Source organism: Gaetbulibacter sp. M240 (assembly GCF_043876815.1).
Classification (GTDB): domain Bacteria; phylum Bacteroidota; class Bacteroidia; order Flavobacteriales; family Flavobacteriaceae; genus Gaetbulibacter_A.
Genome location: NZ_JBAWKA010000001.1, coordinates 1,226,138 through 1,248,455 on the forward strand (window position 1 = coordinate 1,226,138; position 22,318 = coordinate 1,248,455).

The 22,318-nt window shown below is 37.1% G+C and carries 19 protein-coding genes; 7 read left to right on the forward strand and 12 right to left on the reverse strand.

Annotation, left to right across the window (positions count from 1 at the left end; genetic code table 11):
• Window positions 1-112 precede the first annotated feature (112 nt).
• The 4 genes from V8G61_RS05270 to V8G61_RS05285 form a co-directional block, all read right to left on the reverse strand.
• Window positions 113-5,020 (reverse strand): choice-of-anchor L domain-containing protein, encoded by a 4,908-nt coding sequence (locus tag V8G61_RS05270; protein ID WP_394874420.1) that lies wholly within the window; start codon window positions 5,018-5,020, stop codon window positions 113-115.
• Between the two features lie 138 nt (window positions 5,021-5,158).
• Window positions 5,159-7,885, reverse strand: coding sequence for a T9SS type B sorting domain-containing protein (locus V8G61_RS05275; RefSeq protein WP_394874422.1), 2,727 nt, complete (start codon window positions 7,883-7,885; stop codon window positions 5,159-5,161).
• A 29-nt stretch (window positions 7,886-7,914) separates the two neighbouring features.
• Window positions 7,915-8,739, reverse strand: a complete 825-nt coding sequence (locus V8G61_RS05280; RefSeq protein WP_394874423.1) for an ABC transporter permease subunit — start codon at window positions 8,737-8,739, stop codon at window positions 7,915-7,917.
• Between the two features lie 20 nt (window positions 8,740-8,759).
• Window positions 8,760-9,656, reverse strand: coding sequence for an ABC transporter ATP-binding protein (locus V8G61_RS05285; RefSeq protein ID WP_394874424.1), 897 nt, complete (start codon window positions 9,654-9,656; stop codon window positions 8,760-8,762).
• Between the two features lie 286 nt (window positions 9,657-9,942).
• Between V8G61_RS05285 and V8G61_RS05290 the strand changes: the two genes are divergently transcribed.
• Window positions 9,943-11,004 (forward strand): hypothetical protein, encoded by a 1,062-nt coding sequence (locus tag V8G61_RS05290; RefSeq protein WP_394874425.1) that lies wholly within the window; start codon window positions 9,943-9,945, stop codon window positions 11,002-11,004.
• A 6-nt stretch (window positions 11,005-11,010) separates the two neighbouring features.
• Here V8G61_RS05290 and V8G61_RS05295 read toward each other — a convergent pair whose 3' ends face one another.
• The 5 genes from V8G61_RS05295 to V8G61_RS05315 all read right to left on the reverse strand — a co-directional run bounded on the left by V8G61_RS05295 (window position 11,011) and on the right by V8G61_RS05315 (window position 15,933).
• Window positions 11,011-11,523 carry a hypothetical protein gene (locus V8G61_RS05295; RefSeq protein WP_394874426.1) on the reverse strand — a complete coding sequence of 171 codons (513 nt, stop codon included), beginning with the start codon at window positions 11,521-11,523 and terminating at the stop codon, window positions 11,011-11,013.
• A gap of 31 nt (window positions 11,524-11,554) precedes the next feature.
• Window positions 11,555-12,580, reverse strand: a complete 1,026-nt coding sequence (locus tag V8G61_RS05300) for a heme A synthase (RefSeq protein ID WP_394874427.1) — start codon at window positions 12,578-12,580, stop codon at window positions 11,555-11,557.
• A 1-nt stretch (window position 12,581) separates the two neighbouring features.
• Complete coding sequence (locus V8G61_RS05305) at window positions 12,582-14,000, reverse strand: CCA tRNA nucleotidyltransferase (protein ID WP_394874428.1); 1,419 nt, start codon at window positions 13,998-14,000, stop codon at window positions 12,582-12,584.
• A 179-nt stretch (window positions 14,001-14,179) separates the two neighbouring features.
• The gene (locus tag V8G61_RS05310; protein WP_394874429.1) at window positions 14,180-15,133 is read right to left on the reverse strand and encodes a glycosyltransferase family 2 protein; all 954 of its coding nucleotides are present in this window, start codon (window positions 15,131-15,133) and stop codon (window positions 14,180-14,182) included.
• 2 nt (window positions 15,134-15,135) lie between these two features.
• Window positions 15,136-15,933 carry a glycosyltransferase family 2 protein gene (locus V8G61_RS05315; RefSeq protein WP_394874430.1) on the reverse strand — a complete coding sequence of 266 codons (798 nt, stop codon included), beginning with the start codon at window positions 15,931-15,933 and terminating at the stop codon, window positions 15,136-15,138.
• Between the two features lie 88 nt (window positions 15,934-16,021).
• Here V8G61_RS05315 and V8G61_RS05320 point away from each other — a divergent pair, with 88 nt between their 5' ends.
• Both V8G61_RS05320 and V8G61_RS05325 read left to right on the forward strand, forming a co-directional pair.
• Entirely contained in the window at window positions 16,022-16,672 is a 651-nt protein-coding gene (locus V8G61_RS05320; protein WP_394874431.1) for a class I SAM-dependent methyltransferase, read from the forward strand.
• Window positions 16,665-17,435: a Kdo domain containing protein gene (locus V8G61_RS05325; protein WP_394874432.1), complete on the forward strand. Its 771-nt coding sequence runs from the start codon at window positions 16,665-16,667 to the stop codon at window positions 17,433-17,435. Before V8G61_RS05320 ends, V8G61_RS05325 begins: the two co-directional genes overlap by 8 nt.
• On the opposite strand, the gene V8G61_RS05330 is transcribed toward V8G61_RS05325, so the two are convergent.
• From V8G61_RS05330 to V8G61_RS05340, 3 genes are read right to left on the reverse strand one after another with little or no spacing between them, the layout of a single operon-like run.
• The gene (locus V8G61_RS05330; protein WP_394874433.1) at window positions 17,432-18,187 is read right to left on the reverse strand and encodes a glycosyltransferase family 2 protein; all 756 of its coding nucleotides are present in this window, start codon (window positions 18,185-18,187) and stop codon (window positions 17,432-17,434) included. The genes V8G61_RS05325 and V8G61_RS05330 overlap by 4 nt on opposite strands.
• A complete protein-coding gene (locus V8G61_RS05335; protein ID WP_394874434.1) occupies window positions 18,180-19,205 on the reverse strand; it encodes a glycosyltransferase family 9 protein in 1,026 nt (341 codons plus the stop codon). Before V8G61_RS05335 ends, V8G61_RS05330 begins: the two co-directional genes overlap by 8 nt.
• Window positions 19,206-19,232: 27 nt before the next feature.
• On the reverse strand, window positions 19,233-20,048 hold the full coding sequence (locus tag V8G61_RS05340; RefSeq protein WP_394874435.1) for a 2,3,4,5-tetrahydropyridine-2,6-dicarboxylate N-succinyltransferase: 816 nt from the start codon (window positions 20,046-20,048) through the stop codon (window positions 19,233-19,235).
• Window positions 20,049-20,328: 280 nt separating this feature from the next.
• Here V8G61_RS05340 and V8G61_RS05345 point away from each other — a divergent pair, with 280 nt between their 5' ends.
• From V8G61_RS05345 to V8G61_RS05360, 4 genes are all read left to right on the forward strand, one after another.
• Entirely contained in the window at window positions 20,329-20,664 is a 336-nt protein-coding gene (locus tag V8G61_RS05345; RefSeq protein ID WP_394874436.1) for a hypothetical protein, read from the forward strand.
• Between the two features lie 87 nt (window positions 20,665-20,751).
• Complete coding sequence (gene ruvX / locus V8G61_RS05350) at window positions 20,752-21,162, forward strand: Holliday junction resolvase RuvX (protein ID WP_394874437.1); 411 nt, start codon at window positions 20,752-20,754, stop codon at window positions 21,160-21,162.
• 46 nt (window positions 21,163-21,208) lie between these two features.
• Complete coding sequence (def, locus tag V8G61_RS05355) at window positions 21,209-21,799, forward strand: peptide deformylase (protein WP_394874438.1); 591 nt, start codon at window positions 21,209-21,211, stop codon at window positions 21,797-21,799.
• Window positions 21,800-21,852: 53 nt separating this feature from the next.
• On the forward strand, window positions 21,853-22,281 hold the full coding sequence (locus V8G61_RS05360) for a DUF5606 domain-containing protein (RefSeq protein ID WP_394874439.1): 429 nt from the start codon (window positions 21,853-21,855) through the stop codon (window positions 22,279-22,281).
• The last annotated feature ends 37 nt before the right edge of the window (window positions 22,282-22,318 follow it).

Genomic DNA, 22,318 nt, shown 5'->3' on the forward strand with positions numbered 1-22,318 from the left:
TTTAACAACCCTCTAAAATATGCTAAAAAAATCTAACTTATATCGAAAAAAGTTAAGTGGTACATTTTTTTGGTTGAAAAAATACGTTTAAATGTAATGTAGTAAATATCGTCTACCTTTTTAGAGCAAAATGGCCCTTAACCTCGAATGCTTTTCCGTCTTGTAAAACATTGGCAACAAACCAATAGTCATCTGCCGGCATAGGTTTACCATTGAATGTTCCGTCCCAACCCATCGAGTTGTGAGTTAGGGTCTTAATAAGTTTTCCATAGCGGGTGTAGATATATACCATAGTGCCGGGAATTTCCTCGATACCGATTACATGCCAAGAATCATTATAATTGTCATTATTCGGCGTTACAACCTTTGGAACATCAATAACCACAACATCCGTATACACATCTTCACAACCATTTAAATCACGAATGGTTATCTGGTGGATTCCATAGGTAACATTTTCAAATACGTTCGATTGTTGCGGCTCCCCATCATCTAAAATAAAGACATAATTACCGATACCACTCACATCTATCGTGATACTATTTGGATCGGCAAAATCAACTTTTGTGGTAAAATTAATTGTGGCATTTTCCGACTGGATCACACTAAAATCTTGGGTATAACTACAATCTGGTCCTTGAGAATTTTGACGTGTTACGGTCACAAAATAATCGCCTATATCCGACGGGCTATTTAATTGAATACTTGAGGATGTTTCTCCGGTAGACCACAAATAGGTGTCATTTGGATCTCCAGTATAAGCATCAATAATCAAGGGTAGTCTGTTAATACAAAGCGGTACCACATCATCCACAGGGATTACCGGCAAAGGATTAACAAAGGTTGTAAATTGCGAGGTATCGTAACAGCCCGTATTAAGATTTTCTACGCGTGCAAAGATCATATCTCCATTCTGTGCCGGATATTCGTTTGGAAGGGGGGGTATATTGTTATCCGCATCACTTTGTGAGCCGAAATACGAAACGCTATAAGTCGAAGATGATTGCGAGCCAAGTATTGTAGCCGTATTTACTGATAAATCAAAAATTAAAGTCCCGTCAAAATCATCATCACATGCCACAAGGTCTGGTGCTGTATTTGCAACAGGGTTGGGGTTGACCTGAAGATCAAATGGCACTACAACAGGACATCCTGTAACAGCATCTGCAAGACGAGCATACAAAGTTTGGTTTGAAGCTGTATAATTAAAGGTGGTTCCTATGGGAGCAGTATTATTTTCGGCGTCAGCCTGAGTATTAAAATATGCGATATTTACTTCGGGTAATCTGGATGCTGGAACTAAACGTGTGTCAACAAGAGTAAGATCGAAGGTTTGGGTAGGGTTATCACAAATTTCGATAGTACCAACCTCAAACGTACTTGGCGGAACATTAACAACTAGATCTAAAGGAATTACTGTATAACATTCTGTGAGTGTATTGGCTATTTTGATAAAAACTGTTCTATTTCCAGACACATAGTTTAGAGGATCTGAAATCTCATTGGAGTTATCTAAACTATCATCGGGATTTATGTCATTGAGATTTTCAAAATAATTGACAATGATATTCGACTGAATACGATCTAAAATCTGAAAATCGGCATCTTCCAAATTAAAGGTCACAATACCATCGTAATCGTTGTCGCAATAGCTTAAAGGTCCGTTCACCTGTGTAACATCTGGTGCGGGAACAATATTTAATGTAAATTCTTCAACCACGTGACATAGTGAATCCAGGCTTTCAATACGTACAAATATACTTTGTGGATTGCTTATGTTGCTGTATGTTAATGAAATTGGATTCAGGTTATTATCTGCATCGTTATAACTTAAATGGAAGGAGATATTTAAGTCATCCGGGTTTGCCAAACCAGCTTTCATTTCATCAAGTTTTTGATTCAGATCAAATTCTTCAACCTGATCATTACTACTGTCGTCACAGGTAATATAGGCAGTTGGTGTATTGTAAATCGGATCAGCAGAAACTTGTAAAATAAATGAACCTGTAGCATTACAAGAAGGGTCTGTTGTATTTTCAACCCGTACATAAATCGTTTGTGGGCTAGAAGTATTTGTGTAAGGGTTGTCCTTATCAATTTCACTGGTTAATGCAGCATCTTCAAAGTAATGCACCTCTTTTCCGGACTGCCCATTCAAAATTTCGAGATCTTTATCTCTCATATAAAACTGGGTGGTCGTACTTCCATCATCTAAACAAATTTGAAAATTACTGATATCCGGAATTATGGGTAAGGTATTCACAATAACTTCGAGAGTCACTAAATTGTAACAACCAAAATCATTTTCATTACTTTCAACCCGGATAAAAATGGTCTGTGTTTGAGCATTAAAAGCCGTTAATTGATTATTTGGAATAGGATTGGTAGCCGCTTCAGCATTTGCTTGCGTGGTGAAAAACTCAATGTCTACAATCGAAGGGTCGGTTACTATTTCGGAAATTTTATCACTAAGATTTACAATTGAAAAACCATCCTGATCATCATCGCAGACAACTATCGGTGAAGGATCTGTAGCCTCCGGAGCTACAAGAATTTCTATTTCAAAAGGATTCACCGTACGGCATTGTGAATCCGTATTTTCAATTCGAGCGTAAATGGTTTCTATCGGATCGGTATTCGTATAGAAATCAGGTAAGGGGTTAATCGCATTGTCTGCATCATATTGTGATCCGTAGTAGGTAACCACAAAGTCGGTATTTCCTCCGGTTACCAGATCATCCAGAGAATGTAGGTCGATATCAACAATACCGTCCGCATCGTCGTCGCAATATGGAACAGGATTGGCCGGTTGAAACAATAAAATAGGGTTTACCAGTAAATCTAGTTGAGACACTTCAGAGCAACTACCATTATCAATTCGAATATATAGTGTAGTTGGATTCGTCGCAGCAAAAAGGATCGATTTATCTATAGCATTTACATTGTTATCTCTATCGGTTTGGGTTTCAAAAAATGTTACTGTGATATTATAGGGTAATTCATTTGATATATACATTTGAATGGTATTCAGGTTGAAATCCTGAGTGTCATTCTGGTCATCATTGCTGTCGCACAAGGCATAATCTTCAATTCTTGTGGCTGTTAGTAGTAAATTAGTATGAGCTTGAATTTCAACAACCGAGATACAACCCGTGGTGTTGTCCTGAATACTCATGTACAATACGGCAAAACCAGGTTCAGCGTTGGGATCAGTGTATTCATATGAAGTAGGATCTGAAATAGGGTTGATACCATTTTGTGCATCGTCAAAGGATTCATGGTAATTCACTGTAACGCCTGTTGCTCCCTGAAGCACATTATCTCTTACCTGAGTGAGGTCGAAAATAGCGTTACCATTATGGTCTGTGTCACAGGCATCAATATATTGAATATCTCTATTTACAACTGGACTAATCGTAATATTGATATCCAATGGTGTTATATTCGCACAACCAGTTTGTATATCAACAACCCTGGCGTATACAAGATCTGTTGGTGTTAATACATTCATGTAACTTGTTTCCGGCAACGGGTTTATGCCATTACGGGCATCGTTATCGCTTGCATAATACGAAACCATTAAATTAGGATCGCCATTAGTAATTTCATTATTTTTAAATGTAAGATCGATCACCGTAAAACCATTTGGAGTATCATCGGTATCACAAACTTCTAAAGGTGTAGGGGCAATTATAACGGGTAGGGGTGTTACTGCAAGATCAAAGGTTGTATATGCAAAACATCCGGAGTCTAGATCTTCCACACGAACAAAAATAGGCTGGGGGTTTATGGTGTTTTCAATAGGTGTTGTAATGGCATTTGTATTATTTCTGGCATCTGGTTCCGAGAAATGGTACGAAAAGGTGTAATTATTAGAAAAGGTAATGTTGGCAGCTAATTCGGCATTTTTGGTTGAAAGATCGAAAAATTCTCTTTCGTCCCCGGGGTTATTATCATCGCAAACAAGATAATCTGTAATGGGTTCTATATATTCAGTGCTATTAAGCACTACAATAATTTCGTCGGTTTCGGTGCAATCTGTACCATTTAAAGGCACGGTAACATCCACCCGATAGGTTCCTGATTGTGTCGCGTTCAATATTGGGTTAGTTTCGCCGGCCAAAAGGGCTCCATCCAAATACCAGGCATAAGAAGCCAGCGCATTATTGATATTAGCATCTAATACGACATTTCCTGAACACGTAGAGATATCCTCTCCCAGATCTAAAATATCAATACTATTACCTTCAATAAATACGGCTGAATCTCCACGGCCATCATATTGATCAGCAATGATTAACTTAATGTGATAAGATACGTTGGGTTGAATGGTTGTCGTAGCTGTGAATACATCAGTGCGGCCAGTATAATTGGTGTCTCCAACATTAAAACCACCAAATGTAGATGCATTCTGAGCGCCACAAGCCGGTGAAAGATCAGGATGGACGGTACCTGTAGAAACACCATCTGAGGTTCCAGGCACTAATGCAATATTCTGATACGGACCAACACTGCCTGTTGGCCTGATTAAAAACACAAAACCATCAGAGACTTGACACGGCGTTACGCCTTCATAATCTTCAGAAGCGAATAAAAAATTAAATTGAAACTGGCTTGATATAGACACAAGATCAAATTCAATGGAGGTTGCATTTTCTGTGCTTGTTACATTTAGGGCTGGCTCTATATCGGGGTCCGTACCCCAACCTGTATTGTACCCGTCATTTAGAGTTGTACCAATAGCGCTATTTCCTGCCTTAGAAGCGTCACCAGTACTTAGGATAATACCGTTCTCAAATGGAAAATTGGAAGAACCTCTTTCGAAATAGCCATAACTTGGAAAGCCAAAACCATTACCGTTAACTGAAGAAGAAATGTTAGATATGTCCACACAGCCGCTTACTAAATTATTTTGGATAAGGGGTTCTAATGGAACTGTATTATCCACATTAATTTGCTGGGCCTGCAAATAGGATATACTGCAAATCAATAAGGCGGTTAAGTATTGAACAAATTTCATGGGCTTTAGGTAATTTTGTTCGTTTCGTTTTTCTGTTGTAACAGTGTTTATTTAAGGCTCTTAGATGCGGGAAAATTAGATAATTTTATCGATAAAAGCAAAATAAATCCGATGAAATGCAATTTTATAATAAAATTCTTAATTTTTTAAGGTGAAATGACTTCTAAATACTCGACCGTCCTGTAATTCAACCACAAACCAATAATCATTGGTGGGTAGTGGTTTGCCCTGAAATGTACCATTCCAGCCTGGGCCCAATGGACTTAACTCTTTAAGAAGTTTACCATAACGATCAAAGATTTTTATTTTTGTTTCCGGTTGAAATAAACTGGATACGCCGTAAAGTTGCCATGTATCATTATAACCATCATTATTTGGAGTGAAAAATTTAGGAAAACCAATGACCGAAACTTCTTGTGTAACAACGCCACAATCATTTTTTACATCGTTTACCAAAACAGTATAAAAGCCTGGAGAAACATCTTCGAATAAATTGCTCTCCTGATAATTTTTATAAATCGTACCGGCATCATCTCTTAAGGCAAATTCATAAACTCCTTCACCAGAAACTAAAACAGTAATCGTATTATTTTCCGATACATCTTTAACAATAATATTATTAAAAGTGGCAACATTAGAAGAGGTAACGTTAATTGTTTTTTCTTTTGAACAATTATTAGCGTTAGTCACTACTACGGTATATACACCAATTTCATTGATATCGATAGCATAATCGTTAGCTCCATTGGACCATTGGTAACTGTAATTTTGAGGGTCGTCATTGATTAAACCAGCGTCGATTGTTATGGTCTCCGGGTAAGTATTTAAGCAATAATTATAAAAAGACTCTCCATCAACGGGGGGAAGTTCATTTACTGTAAGAAGGACTTCACTGATTCCGTAACAATTATTTTGGTTCTCAACCCGCGCATAAATGGTTTGCGAATAGGGTGTTTTGTTCTCATATGTATCGGGTAACTTATTGTCTTCTACCAATGCGTCTTCATAGGTTTCATAGTAGTAAATGTCTAGACCAACGGGTAAACCGTTTACAATATTAGAATCAGCATCACGTAAATTAAAGCGTTGTATTCCATCCTCGACACTATCATCACATAAAATGAGCTCTGTGTTTTGCGAATCGGTAACGCTTACGTCCAAGGTAAGTTCTGCTGTGCTAGAGCAGGTGGTTTCCTTATTAATAACGTCTAAATAAATTATTTGTGGATTGACATAATTTTGGAATGCATTTCCGTCAATTTGGTTGGTTCGCTCTGGATCAGTAAAAAATAGAACATCTAAATCAGGGTTATTACCCGTAATATCCGGAATGGCTTCATTCAAATTAAAAACAGTCAATCCATCCTTTACACCATCTTCATCACATTGCAGTATAGTGGAGTCAAAGGCTTGCGGGTTATCGTTGTAAATTACGTAAGCCTCACCTTCTACAGCACAATCACCATTATTGGGATCTATATATACCTGATAATATCCTTCTTGATCAACATCAAGTTGATAACTGGTTTCAGGAAGTTCATTACCATCTCGGGTCCATGTGTAAATCGCTCCAAGAAGATCTTCTGAAATCAGGGTATAAAAATCACCATTGCAAAGAGCCAAATTAGATGCGCTTTTACCGTTCTTAATGATATCGATATCCTTGTTGAAAAAAGAGGCAATAAATGGTGGTAAACCCTGTGTAGACTGGCTTGGTGACAGACTGACAGCATTATGTCTGTAATTCGCTGAGGTACCTAGGCTGTTAGGGTTGTCTATAACACCTAAATAACCCGAACCTTCATCATAGGTGGCACTTAATGCTCTATAAATTTTGCCGTCGGGACCTAATTGAAGCGCGCCACGATACAAATTTCTACTATCTAAAATGGTTTCAGAATTTTGAATATCCGGAGCATTTAAATTGTATTGTACCAATACAGAATTATGATTACCAGGGTTGTTGGCCAACTCAGGATTACTTTGATCAAAGTAGTCGTTTGAGGCATGGATGTACAATAATTGACTATCCGGTGAAAATTCTACACCATAAGGAACCGTGCTAGAACTTGAGGAGATAATGCGTAATGATGTCTCGTTGGATACAATTCCGGTGGCCACATCGAAATCATAGATAAATAAACCACTTTGACCGTTGGCACAGGCTACTTTTGTACCGTCCGGGGATAATTTCAAATAGCCTCTGGCATCACGGGCATTGGTGTTGAAAGGTGATTTAATTGGCCTCCGGTCTATACCTGTAGCCGAAACCTCATAGGCGTAAAAAGTGTCAAAAATTGATGGGGGATCATCACGGGATACTGGGGCACCATCTCTGGTTGAAAACGTAACTACCCATATGGATTTAGTAATGCAATCTTTAAGTACAGCAGTAATTTTCTCGGAACAATTCGGAAGTAAGTTTTGATTTTTGATTGTAACCTCTCCAAGCCCACCGTTCATAGTGATATCTACAATAGAGTAGTTTAATCCTGTTCGGTTAAAATTAGAACCTACGGTGAAAATATAATACAAGTTTGGGTCTCCCGGATTTGGAACAACAATGGCTGATTGAGTACTGGAAGCATCCCCTAATAAGCCAAAACCATTGGCCATAACTTCATGATTTCTATTAAAAACCTGAGAGCCATCAGTGTAAAGAACCAGATTACCATTTGCATCTGATATTGATGTACAACCTTCAATGGTATTTAATTGGCCATTATTTAAACTCGAAACCGTAGCTGTATTAAGGTCAAATTTTACGCCTGCACCATTCCCAAAATACCAGTTAGTGGCTTCTTTTTGGGAAAAGGATATAAACCCTAATAGCGTGGTAATCGTAAGGAGAACTATCTTTTTCATTTATTTAGCAGCAATGGCTACCAAATATATCATAAATCTCGGTTTTTTAATAAAAGATAGGATAAAAATACAAATAAAGCTGTCCAACCCAACACGATAGCGATTTCATACCAATGCACGGCGTAATCGTATGCCATGGCAGTTTTTTCAGGGAACTTCGTCATAGCGATACGCTGAAAGGGTTGATCGATGAGTTTATACATGGATTTTAAAGGAAAGAAATTTTGGATTTTTTCGGCTACATCTACATTCACTTTCCAGGTAATAATACCAAAAACGATCCACTCCAGTAGGTACAATATAAATAGAAAAGCTAATGCAAAAGCCGAACGTTTTATAAGCATTCCAAAGAATAAACAAAGACTGAAAAAGCCCAGTAATTTTACGAAATAAGCGATTAAAAAATCGGTTTGTCTGAAAATAATATTCATTTCCGTGTAACTAGAATAATAGAGTCCGATGCACAACGTGATAAAACCTATGAGGACCGTTGAGGCTAATGAGAAAAATCCAATCGCGTAAAATTTCGAGAGTATAAATTCCTTTTTGCTCAAACCATCTATCAGGTTTTGCTTCAGGGTTTTATTGCTGTATTCATTACCTATCATACTTACTACCACAATGGCAAAAAAGAATTTGAACTGTGCTGCAAAAAAAGTGGTTAAATGCCAAATAATTGGAAAATTAAACACCCCTAATTCGCCGAGTTCCAAAGTGAATATTCCAAAAACATTAATTTTTATGGATGACAAAAGGATGACACAAAAGGGCAATATAAAGGATACAAAAATGAGTATTTTACTGGTTCTGTTCAGTAATAGTTTTTGTAATTCGAGTTGTAATAATCGGACCATGAAAGTATTGTTTTGTTTGGTTAGTTGTTGTCTGTGAGTTTCAGGAATTGTTCTTCTAAACTTTCTTTACGTTGTACCAAATGACTCAGTACAATATTGTTTTTGAAAAGTAAACTGTTAAACTCATCAGACTTCATAGGTTCGTTTAAAAAGGCGGTAATGAGATCGCCCTGAGTTTTAATGGATCCGAATGCTTTATTGTTTTCCAATAAAGTTATCAATGCATCTTGCTGTTGCGTTTTTAATTCGAAAAAGCCGTGACTGGATATCATTTCATCGACGCGGCCTGAATATAATTTAACACCTTTCCTTAGGACAACCACATGTGAGCAAACTTTTTCAACTTCATCCAATAAGTGTGATGCCAGTAGGATGGTTGTTCCTTTTGCAGCAATATCTTTGATGATCTGTCGGATTTGATGAATTCCTTGAGGGTCCAAACCGTTGGTGGGTTCGTCGAGAATTAAGATTTCAGGATCGTTGAGCAGGGCAGAAGCAATAGCTAAGCGTTGTTTCATACCTAGCGAGTATGTTTTAAAGGGGCTGTGTTTACGGTCTAAAAGTCCGACCACTTCTAGTTTTTCGTTGATTTTGATAGGATCAACTTCTTTTATCTTACATACCAATTTCAGATTTTGAAATCCCGACATATAGGGGTAGAAGTTGGGACGCTCGATGATAGCGCCTACTTTTTTTAAGGCGTCGTGTGTTGTGGTATGTCCATCGAACCATTTAAAGTTTCCTGAGGTTTTATTGACCACATTTAAAACCACACCAAGCGTTGTGGATTTACCACTGCCGTTTGGTCCTAAAATGCCATATACGTTGCCTTTATTTATTGTGAACGATAAGTCGCTAACAGCGGTTAGTGAGCCGAATTTTTTTGTAAGATGCTCCAGCGTTAAAATGGGTTCCAAGCTTTGAATATTTGTAGATGCATTATTAAACACACCTTGGTTAGTTTATAAAAATACGACGAGGCTTTTTAAAAATTGTTACATTGTTTTGTGAAGTTTGTTTAAAAATTGGATTTTGATTGAAAGCAGGATACTGCGTTAGGGATAGTAGTGGAAAGCCCACAGCGCCTGGCGCGAGGACTTGTAGCGGATAGCCCGACGACCGCCCCAGAGGCGGTGGTAACGCCCAAAAAATTAATATCTTAATTCATTTTAAAAATAGTATTTTTGAGTAACTGCAAAGTATATGGATGATTTAAAAATTTCGAAGAAAAAGCCGTCTTACCCGATTACTGATAAGTTGCACGACTATTTATCGGAGTATAACCGGGACATTAAGATCCCTATTTTTTATGATGACCTGTTGCGTTTTCAGGGTTCGGTTGTGGTTTATGATAAGGAAGATAATGATACGCTTTGGGTGCGTGTTTACTATAATGAGTATGAGCGGGAGGAGATTGAATTATCGCTTAAAAAGGTGTATACGATCTTGCATTCGGATGGAAATGAGAATACAATTCCCTTTTTAAGTGTGGATGCGATTGATTATTGCACGTTTGGGAATTCGAAGCCTTTTCGGATTAAAATAAGGAATATTCTGAATGATAATTACACCTATTTCTATGTGAAATCGGCGGATGCTTCGCGGGTTTATGGGCTGGAATTGGAGCATATGCTGTCGCCTTATAATTTGAATTTTCTGGTTTATAAGAATACGCTTATCGAGGAGCATATTGCCGGGATCCCGGGTGATGAATTTATTAAATCGTTTTTACCGAAATGTGATAAATCGGAAAAGATGCAAATTGCCAAGGAATTTGTGAAGTTTAATGAGCGTTGTATGATCCGGCTTTTAGGGGATATGCGATCGTATAATTACGTGATCGTGCCTACGCATGATTTTGATCATGTGGTTTATAAGATTCGGGCGATCGATTTTGATCAGCAGAGTTATGAAGGTAAATTTAATATTTACCGGCCACAATTTTTTAAGGAGAATTTAAAAATGGTGGAGTTGGTGCAGGAGTGTTTTCAGCGCTTATCTATAGATCAATATAAAATTGAGGAGCGTTCTATTTTAGTGAAGCGCTTAAAAAGTTTTCATGACCGGATAGACGAATTGCTGCACTGTATGCAAACGGATTCTATTTCGAAGGATGCACATATTACCATGCTGAAAATGAAAATATACGAGTATACACAAGACGTTAAATTTAAACGGTCTAAAAATATGGGGGAGGTTCTAAAATATTCTCTAGAATTTTTAACTCGTAATTATGAAAATGTGAAGCCGGAAAATTTAATGTAATACCGCTTAGTTCCAGTTTTCATCGAAATCCAGATCGTCATAATCTCCCAAAAGATCGTCATCAAAACCATCCAGATCGTCGAGACTCTCTGCTTCAAAGGTTTTTTCGGGAGCGGTGTCTGGGATTTGACCATGCACATACATGAGGTTCGGGTAATTGGTGCCTTCAGCTTCTTCAACAATTTCAGCTAGTTCCACATAGAAGGTCCACATACTTAAAAAGTCGTATACATAAATAAGTTTGGTTTGAGCTTCATTAACGACACTACTGAGCTCAGTTTCATTCATTAAGCGCGGTGATTCCTGCCCTTCACCCACATCGAACATGGAGATTTCTTCGCCCTGTTCCCATTGATCGTTCGAAATATAGAACGAAGCCATTTCCAAACCATCAAAACCAAACGACTGGGTTATGATGTTGTGTAAATCTTCAAGGGTATCGGTTTCACGGATTTCGAGATCGCGGAAAATATCTTCGTCGGTATCGTTATCTAAAACAACTCTGAATCTGTAAATCATTACTAATTAAATTTGCGTACAAAGATACAATTTATGTTGTGATTACGGCTGTTTTACGACTTTCTAAAAAGATGTAAAACTGGAACCCGATGAGCAGTGTGGCAATCACAATATGAATGGGCTGGGTGGCCACCGGGAAGTCGAAATAATACATGGCGATACCGGTTATAATTTCTGCGAAAATGCAGAACATGACCCAGTTAAGTTTTGTATAGCCAAGTTTTAATTTTCGGTTTCTTAAAAATAGCCAAGCATTTATAAGAAGCACCACGATGGATAAGGAGCGGTGCAGGTAAAACTGCAGTGTGGGATCCTGTAACCAGAGACTTTTTACATAACCAACATTTTTTATTTGTTCATCGACATATTGGCGGACTTGTGTGCCTAAAATAATTTGAACAAAGGTGAGTACAAATGCAACAATTAAAATGGTTGTGAACGTTTTGTCGTAAGTGTCGTTATGTTCTTTTTGCTTAGATATATGAAGTAGATAGAGCAGAAGCCCTACGATAACAATGGCCATGGCCATATGAATCGTGATCTTGAAAGGTGCTAGATTAGAATCTACCACCGTTTTACCTAGCCAGGCCTGAAAACCCATTCCGAAAACGGTAAGTAAAGACAGAATAACATAGCGTTTTTTGTCGCGCCACAACCAAAATGACATTACAGTAAAGATCAAAATAGGAATACCAGAAAGGGCTCCTATAAGTCTGTTGACATATTCCACCCAGGTTTGAACAGGGTTAAAAGTGGCGTAATCATGTTTGGTGTAGGTGTCCCAGTTACCTATATCTAGGCTGCTTTTTGAGGTGAAATCTGACTTGGCCACTTTCAAAGTTTCGTTTACAATAATGACGACATTTTTTTTGTAAAAATGATTAGGTTTGAACTGTAATTCTGAAATATCTGTTGGAGGTACATAATAACCAAAACATTTAGGCCAGTCGGGACAGCCCATACCGGAACCTGTCATCCTCACAACAGCGCCTGCCACAATAACCAAGTATACTAAAACCAAGGCAATCTTAACTGTTTTTCTGAAACGTTTTTTCATTTTAAGAACTTGTACTTAATCCTAATTTTTCCCCTGTTTTTAGCATGAGCTGGTAAGCAGCTTCATACTCGTTAGGAATATCGCCATCCAGAATAGCCTCTTTAATGGTTTCTTTTATCATTCCTATTTCTCGTGAAGGTTTTAAATTGAAGGTCGTCATGATCTCTTCACCACTGATGGGTGGCTGGAAATTTCGAACGTGATCTCGAGCCTCAACTTCTTCAATCTTCTCTCTCACAATTTTAAAATTGTTGTGATATTTTTTAAATCGCTTAGGATTTTTGGTTGTGATGTCTGCTTCACAAAGGGTCATGAGGTCCTCCACATAATCACCTGCATCAAATATCAAACGCCTAACGGCGGAATCGGTAACGATATCCTGCGCTAAAACAATAGGACGCGAACTCATTAATACCATTTTTTGAACGAATTTCATTTTTTCATTCAAGGGCATTTTTAACCGTTTAAAAAGGCGATAGACCATTTTTGATCCTTCGAATTCATGGCCATGAAAGGTCCATCCCACTTTTTTATTGAACTTTTTAGTAGGTGCTTTTCCGATATCGTGCAGTAACGCAGCCCAACGCAACCATAGGTTATCCGTGTTTTCACTAATATTATCAACGACCTCGAGCGTATGGTAAAAATTATCTTTATGGCGTTGTCCTTCAATTTCATCAATGCCTTTTAGGGCTGTCAATTCAGGAAGAATCCGTTTTAGAAGACCTGTTTTTTCTAACAATAAAAATCCAACAGAGGGTTTTTCACTTTCCAGAATTTTATGAAGCTCCACCACAATGCGCTCTTCAGTAATGATATCGATGCGCTGTGCATTTTCAGCAATGGCCTTAAGTGAGTTTGCTTCAATTGTGAAATGTAATTGTGAGGCAAACCGGATGGCGCGTAACATACGTAAAGGATCATCGCTGTAGGTGATTTTAGGATCCAAAGGTGTTCGGATACTTTTATTTTTCAGGTCTTCAATACCATTAAAGGGATCCAGGAGGTCGCCATAGGTTTCCGGGTTTAGACTTAATGCTAGCGCATTAATGGTGAAGTCCCTTCTGTTCTGATCGTCTTCCAGTGTACCTGGATTTACGGCAGGATTTCGGCTATCTTCAGTATAGGATTCCTTCCGGGCTCCTACAAACTCAATATCGCAATCCTGGTATTTAAGCATGGCGGTACCGTAGGTTTTAAAGATCTGTACTTTTGGCTGATCGGGTAAATGCTTTGAAACCTCCTTAGCCAGAGCTATCCCATCTCCAACACATACGATGTCTATGTCTTTTTTTTGTGTTCGGTCTAAAAGAAAATCTCTAACAAATCCACCAATAACATAACTGTCAACTTTTAAGTTGGCAGCTGACTTGGAAATGACATCAAAAATAGGGTTCTGTAATGCTTTTTTGTAGTTCATTTTTGTTCTGGTCACCAGAATTATTTCATCAAATGTTATTTAAAATCAATTCTGGTTTATTGCTAATTTAAATAAGGTTACTATTTCAACCCTAATTAAAATTCGTCCTGCAAATTTACAACATGAAATAGACCTTTTAAAGTTTGAAACGTATTTTATTTTGGTACTTATGTGTTGAATTATTTTTGTCCTGAATTGGACAATTGGATAGGTTGAATTTTTTGCCTGTGCTTGAGTGACATACTTAATGGAGCGCCTTTAATTAAAGCTAGAAAGAGCGGCCAATGCTTGGGTTTTACCAAACTACTAAAAGCATATTTTAGTTGCAAAAACAATAGGATTATAGCATACGCCAAAAGGCCGTAATGCTTTCGGGTAATGTATAGCAAGGACAGTTTTAATTCTATTTTTAATGCAATCGATTTTGGCGTACTGGCCCCATGAAAATGAATAAAGCGGCCATCCGGCACTAAATAAGCCTTTTTTTTAAGTTTTATTAAGCGTTTACAAATGTCGGTTTCTTCATAATAGAGAAAAATATTTGTATCGAATCCACCAACCTTATTAAAGTCCTCAGCTCTAAAGAACATGAAACTTCCGGCTACAAACTGACCACGTTGGGGTTTGCTGTATATTTTTTTACGCTTTGGGTACGTTTTTCCATCGATGAACTCTAAAATTCGTCTTCCAAAAATTTCCCGAATCGGGGATGCAAAATGGTCAATGGTTGGTAAAATACCATGATCTTCTTTAAAAGCCTGAGGGCCACAAACCCCTACGTTTTCATTTTCATCCATGAAATGCTTTAGTTTACTAATGCAATCATTTTCAAAAAGTACATCATTATTTATAAACGCCAGGTATTTACCTGTAGCCTTTTGAACCCCAATCATATTACCTCCTCCAAATCCGGTATTAATATTACTTCTTACAAGTTGAATGTTTACTTTCGTCGAAATACTATCAACATACTTTTTTAACTGGTAGTAATTGGCGGGTGCGGAAGCGTTATCAACAACAATATACTCACAAATCAAATCAGAAGCGGTATGCTTTACAATCGATGCCAAACAATTTATGGTATAATCAGCCGTGTTATAATTAATAATTATAATGGAAATATCATTAGTCATAATTACAGGTATTGATCAACTCCTTTTTCGATATAGGTAACTTTCTTATTAGTCGTTTCCTTTTCAATCAATTCGTTTATTTCGATATGACTTTTATCTTGCTCTTTATGATAGATGTGATAAGCCAGTCCTGAAAATTTTAATCGTTTCCCTTTCACACCAATATTTAAAAGGCGCTGGATCATTTCGCTATCATCAATACCCCAGCCGACCAGATTTTCATTAAATCCATTCACTTTTAAAAAGTCGGAACGCCAGAAAGACATATTACAGCCGCGAAGTTTTGAAGATCGTTTGTCTTCATCTTTATATATTTTACTTAAAAAAGGGATCCGTAAGGTGCGGCCTCGTTTCTTAATGCCCTTGGAGAAAAAATGAAACTTCGTTTGTTTGTTTTTGAAAAGTTCGGGTAGTAGAGATTCCTGAATATTGACGCGGCTTCCATATAAAAATGTATTTGGTTGCGCCAATCGCAAATGATCTTTAACAAAATCCTTATGCATGATGATATCACCATCAATTTCAATAATGTAATCGTATTTTGCTTTGGCAATGGCCTTGTTCATAATGGCTGGTTTTCTATTTTTTAGGTCTTCATGCCAAATATGAATTAGGGGTACCGGGAAATCCGACTGAAACTTTTCAATCAGGGCCTTGGTGTCCTCGCGAGACCCATCATCAGCAACTATGACCTCTTGTGGTAATACCGATTGATTTTTTACGCTTAGTAATAAGAGTTCTAAGGCCTCAGGCCAATTATATGTTGGTGTCACTAAACTGCTCGTAGGGAACGGTTTCATAGGTATCGCTTTATACCGCAAAATAAGATATTTTTATTAAAAGATCCTTTATTTCAAATCGCTTATTTATATTTCATATTTTTGAAAAATGGACTACGAAAACAAACCACAGGGATATTACGATAATATTCGTTCAGAAATGTTGGCGTTTCTGCCAATTAACGCTAAATACATCTTAGATGTAGGTTGCGGCAATGGTGCTTTTGCTAAGGTTATTAAGGAAAAAAATAAAGCCGAAGTTTGGGGTATTGAGTATATGAAAGGTCCGGGAGAAGAGGCCAAAACACAATTAGATAAGGTATTTATTGGAAAGTGTGAGGACTTTATAGGTGATCTCCCAGACGGATATTTTGATGCGATATATTTTAATGATGTTCTAGAACATTTGGTTGATCCCTATGAGGTTTTAAAACAGATGAAACCAAAACTGCAAAAAGAAGGGGTGATTATTAGCTCATTACCAAACGTGCGACATTACAATACGTTTAAACGTGTTCTGTTCCAAAAGGACTGGCGTTATGAAGACTACGGCGTAATGGATCGTACACATTTGCGTTTTTTCACTAAAAAGAGTATCCGGCGAATGTATGAAGAATTGGGTTATAAAGTTCTTATTCATAAAGGTATCAACAGGAGTAAATCTATTAAACCTTACCTATTCTATTTATTAACACTTTTTACCCAACTGGACATGCGGTTTGTACAATTTGCTACGGTTGTAAAAAAAAATAATGACTAAGTCTAAGACGATTCATAAGGAGTATTTAAGTCTGGAAGTCGAAATAGACCAAATTATTCAAACTTTCGCCACGGGGGGAAAGCCCTTTGGTAATCAGGACCGAAACACCTTGAAGGAATTTCAACTTAATAATGAATCTGTTATTGTTAAATCGTTTCGTGTTCCTAATATCATTAATCAGATCGCATATAGATTCTTTAGGAAAAGTAAAGCCGAACGTTCGTTTACTTATGCCAATAAACTCATTGAATTAGACGTAGGAACACCTAAGCCCATTGCTTTTTACGAGTTTGCCAGTCCGTTTTTATTCAAAAATAGCTACTATATTAGTGTTCTTGAAAAGGCTGATATCACATACAGAGAATTAACGAAAGACATAAACTACCCGAATCACGAAGCTATTTTAAGAGCATTTACAAGGTTTACTTTTGAATTGCATGAAAAGCAAATTCATTTTTTAGATCATTCTCCCGGAAATACTCTGATCAAGATAAATGGAGATCAATACGCCTTTTTTTTAGTGGATCTCAATCGCATGCATTTTGGCATTCTTGATTTTGAAACACGAATAAAAAACTTCGCTAAGTTAACGATTCATAAATCGATGGTTGAAGTTATGAGTGATGAATATGCGAGATGTATAGGAATACCTTTTGAAAAGGTTTTTAACTTAATGTGGCAGGAAACCCAGGCTTTTCAAGAGCGCTACCATAGAAAAAGGCGGTTGAAGAAACGTTTAAAATTCTGGAAAAACCTGGACTAAGCTCTTCCTTTTCGTATTAGCCATAGTTTCACGTAACGCATAAAAACAACGTATGCCTGCATGTAACCTATAGTAAAGCCCACAAAACCATCACGAAAACCTCCTTGAATGATGAAGTGTTTAAAAAATCCCCAAAATGGTTTAATCATGAAATGATACGGTGTAATAACTTTGGTTTTTTTATCATAGTCCTGAGCTTGTAACCAGGCATATCGATTCATTTTTTCTACATAGGCGTCAAAGGTTGAATATGTGTTGTGATTAAGCTTTTGCTTTAAAGACCCTATTTCACCATCAGCAATAATTTCCTCATGTACTTTTTTATCTTCATAAGAACAATAATCCCGCTTGAACAAACGAATGACCTTATCATTTTTCCAACCGCTATGGTGCACCTGTTGCCCCATGAAATGATTGGTTCTGCCAATCCAGTAGGCCACGAGATCCGGATTCGGATCTTTCAAAATGGCCTGAATTTCTGCCTTTAGTTCAGGTGTTATGCGTTCATCGGCATCAACAAGTAAGATCCATTCATATTTTGCTTGTGGTATCGCCCAGTTTTTTTGTGCTGAAAAGTAATCGAATTCTCGCCGTAAAACACGAGTCGCCTTTTTCATGGCTTTTTCATAAGTTCCATCCGTACTGAAACTATCCACAACCAAAATCTCATCAGCGAAAGCTACTGAATCGATAACAGCCTCGATATTGTGAATTTCATTTCCAGTAGGAATCAGTGCTGTAAGTTTAGTCATTTCGGGTAGCGTTTAAAAACTGTTTTAGGGCGTTAATAAATTTCGAAGGTTTAAAAAGATCATATAAAGGATCAACTTCACTTTTCCTTTTTTTTCCTTCTCCTTTTTCAAATAATTCCCGCTTGTAATCTTTTAAATGTACTGAAATATGGGACGTTTCATCTTCAAAAACCCCCCAGGTTTCTTTAGTAATCCATGGTGAAAAAATAGCAAAAGTATTAATATTCAGAGCTTTTGCCATGTTAATTGCCCCGCCTTCATTGCCAATTACCGCTTTGCAATGCTTGGTTATGGCCAGAAATTCCCGAAGTGTTTTTCCAAAAACATCGAGATAAATCTTGGCTTTTGTTGCGCTTTCACATAAGTCGTAAACGGTTTTAGCTGCTTCTTTTTGATGCGGCATATAATTGAACAGGATCTGTCCCTGAGTTTCTTTAACAACCTGATCGATTACCTCGGCCATGTATTTTAATGGATAGGTTTTATTTTCACCACTTCCTAAAACACTAATCATATACAAGGGCTTTTTTAAATCGATATTATGCGATTCTAAGTAGGCTTTTTGTATTTCAATTTCTTCAGATTCTAAATATATTTTAGGCTTTATGACTTCAGCTTCAATACCTAAAACTGATAGTAACTGTAATCGGTTCACAATAGCTAATTGTGTACCGCTTGTTTTTCGTTTTATATTATGTGTATAAAATAGAGTAGCGTAGTGCTTATAATAGGAAATCCGGGTTTTTGCCTTCGACAGTGCTGTAATAATATTGCTCGAGAGTTTGCAGTATACATCAATAACAATGTCATATTTTTGTTTTCTAACGGCGTATCCTAATTTAAAAAGTGCGGTAATACGGCGCTCTTTTTCCGTAAAGAAAATATAATCGTCTATAAATGGATTATTTTCAACTACAGGATAGGTATTCGAATTGATTAGGTAATGAAGTTCCGCTTGGGGATATTTTTGGCGAAGCACTTCGAACAGAATACTGCTCGTAAGCACGTCGCCAATCATTTTTTGTTGTATTACTAGAATTTTCACTTACACCGCTACATCATGCTCACGAAGCGCTTCGTTTAGTGATGTTTTTTTGTTAGTACTTTCTTTTCGTTTTCCTATAATTAAGGCACAAGGTACGTTATAATCTCCGGCTGGGAATTTTTTGGAATAACTTCCAGGGATGACTACTGAACGAGCAGGAACAATACCTTTCATTTCAACAGGTTCGTCTCCCGTGACATCAATAATCTTGGTGCTCATAGTTAAAACCACGCCTGCGCCCAACACAGCTTCGGTTTCAACACGAACGCCTTCAACCACGATACAACGTGATCCAACAAAAACATTGTCTTCAATAATAACCGGTGCGGCTTGCAGCGGTTCTAGAACACCTCCAATACCTACACCACCTGATAAATGTACATTCTTGCCTATTTGCGCACAACTTCCAACTGTAGCCCAGGTATCAACCATCGTTCCTTCGTCTACATAAGCACCTATATTCACATAACTAGGCATTAAAATAGTTCCCGATGATATATAGGCTCCATGTCTGGCTACCGCATGAGGCACCACCCGGATACCTTTTGCTGCGTAACCTGTTTTTAAAGGGATTTTATCATGAAATTCCAAGGGACCACATTCAATAGTCTCCATTTTTTGAATAGGAAAATATAAAACAACCGCTTTTTTCACCCATTCGTTTACCTGCCATCCGTCATTGGTTGGCTCAGCTACCCGCAAGGATCCTTCATCGAGAAGGTTGATCACCTCTCTTATGGCTTTTTTGGTGTCTTCCTGTTGTAATAATTCCCGGTTGTCCCAAGCTTCTTCTATAGTGTTTTTCAAATTCGTCATTGCTTATATTGTTTTGTGAGCAAATATAATAGCTATCCTTGAAACATTTAAGTAATGTGGAACGAATTCTGTACTAAAATCAACTTTTTTAGGTTTCTGTTCATCGAAATTATTAAACGGATTAAAGAGATTATTAAAACCGATTTGTCCGAAGATCACATTTAGGCTTAAACGGTGTGCATTTCATCGATAAAATTTTTTAAAAAACGCTCTAAACGCCTATTATTCCTACGATTACAGGTTATCGTGGTTTTTGCTAATTATAACTAATTTTTTAGGTATGAAGATCATCTTGAATATATATTTGTTTCAAATTACTAAAGCAGTGAAAACAAAATTTTACATCGTAATCGTTTTAATACTGAGTGTTTCTTTCGCTCAGGCACAATCTAACGATAATACAAATCCGGAAAGCGAAACTAATATCGTATTAACTTCGAATGAAATTAATCCGGCACCTGCTGTAAGCAATGACTTGATCAGTCCTGCCGAACTAAAGGAATCTATAGCAAGAACTAACAGTGATATTCGTGTTTATTATAATAGAGTTCGTGTTAAGCGCGTTGAGAATATCAAATTGTTATTTCCTAAGATCCATAAAGCCGAGAAAGCTTAAACCAATCACAATAAAGTTATAATTTTACTGAGGCTGTCATTACGATAGCCTCTTTTTTTATTCGTATTTTTGTATTAAATACCATGTATGTCACGAATATTAGCCATAGATTACGGAACCAAACGTACTGGAATTGCCATAACAGATGAACTTCAGATGATTGCATCTGGTTTGACTACCGTAGATACCAAAGATCTTTTGGTTTTTCTTTCAGACTATACAGCCAAAGAAAAAGTGTCAATGTTTTTAGTAGGCGAACCGAAGCAAATGGACAACACGGCCTCAGAGAGTGAAGTTTATATTGCTTCATTTTTGAAAAAGCTAAATTTGAAGTTTCCAAATATTCCGGTAAAACGAGTGGATGAACGGTTCACCTCAAAAATGGCATTTCAATCGATGATAGATAGTGGACTTAAAAAAAAGCAACGTAAAAACAAAGCGTTGATCGATGAGATCTCAGCAACCTTGATCCTTCAAAGTTATTTATATTCAAAATAAAAGAAATCACTTTAAGAATTGTATTTTTGCAAAAAATAGTAATACCATGATTTTACCTATAGTGGCCTATGGCGATCCTGTATTAAAAGTTAAGGCCAAAGATATTACAGAGGATTACCCGAATTTAGACGCCTTGATCGTGAATATGTTCGAAACTATGTATAATGCCTTTGGGGTTGGTTTGGCAGCGCCTCAAATAGGATTGCCAATTCGGATTTTTTTGGTAGATACCACGCCTTTTGCGGAAGATGACGAACTTACTGAAGAAGAAAAGGAATCATTGAAAGGTTTTAAAAGAGTTTTTATCAATGCTCAGATTACAGAAGAATCGGGTGATGAATGGGCATTCAATGAAGGTTGTTTAAGTATTCCTGATGTTCGTGAGGATGTTTATCGTCAACCTAAAATTACCATAACTTATAAGGATCAAAATTTTGAAACGCATACAGAAACTTTTGAAGGCCTTATAGCTCGAGTTATACAGCATGAGTACGATCACATCGAAGGGGTTTTATTTACAGATAAACTTTCGAGTTTTAAAAAACGACTTATAAAAAGTAGACTTAATAATATTTCTAAAGGTAAAATTAACGTCGATTATAAAATGCGTTTTCCGAATCAAAAAAAGAAACGATAATATTTGCAATAACGCCATATTCAAAAGATATTTGTCCGGCAAAAAAATAATTTATGAGTTTAGAAAAAGTGTTATCGATTTCCGGAAAACCCGGATTATATAAATTGATCACCCAAACACGCGGTGGTTTTATAGCGGAATCTTTAGTGGACAAAAAACGGATGTCTGTAGGAATCCAGCAAAATGTAAGTATTCTAAGTGATATTGCTATTTATACCTTAACGGAAGAAGTGCCTTTGGCAGAGGTGTTCAAAAAAATTCAGTCGAAAGAAAACGGAAGAAAAGCTTCAGTAAATCCGAAAGACGGTAAACTGAAACTTGAAGAATACTTTTTTGACGTGTTGCCGGAATACGATGAAGATCGCGTGTATGCCAGTGATATTAAAAAGGTTATTCAGTGGTATAATTTACTAGTTGAGCATAAACTACTAGAACCAGAAGTCGGTGTTACAAAAGAAGCCGTGTCAGACGAAGAAGAATAAAAAAGTAAGCCTCTCAATCTTGAGAGGCTTTTTTTTT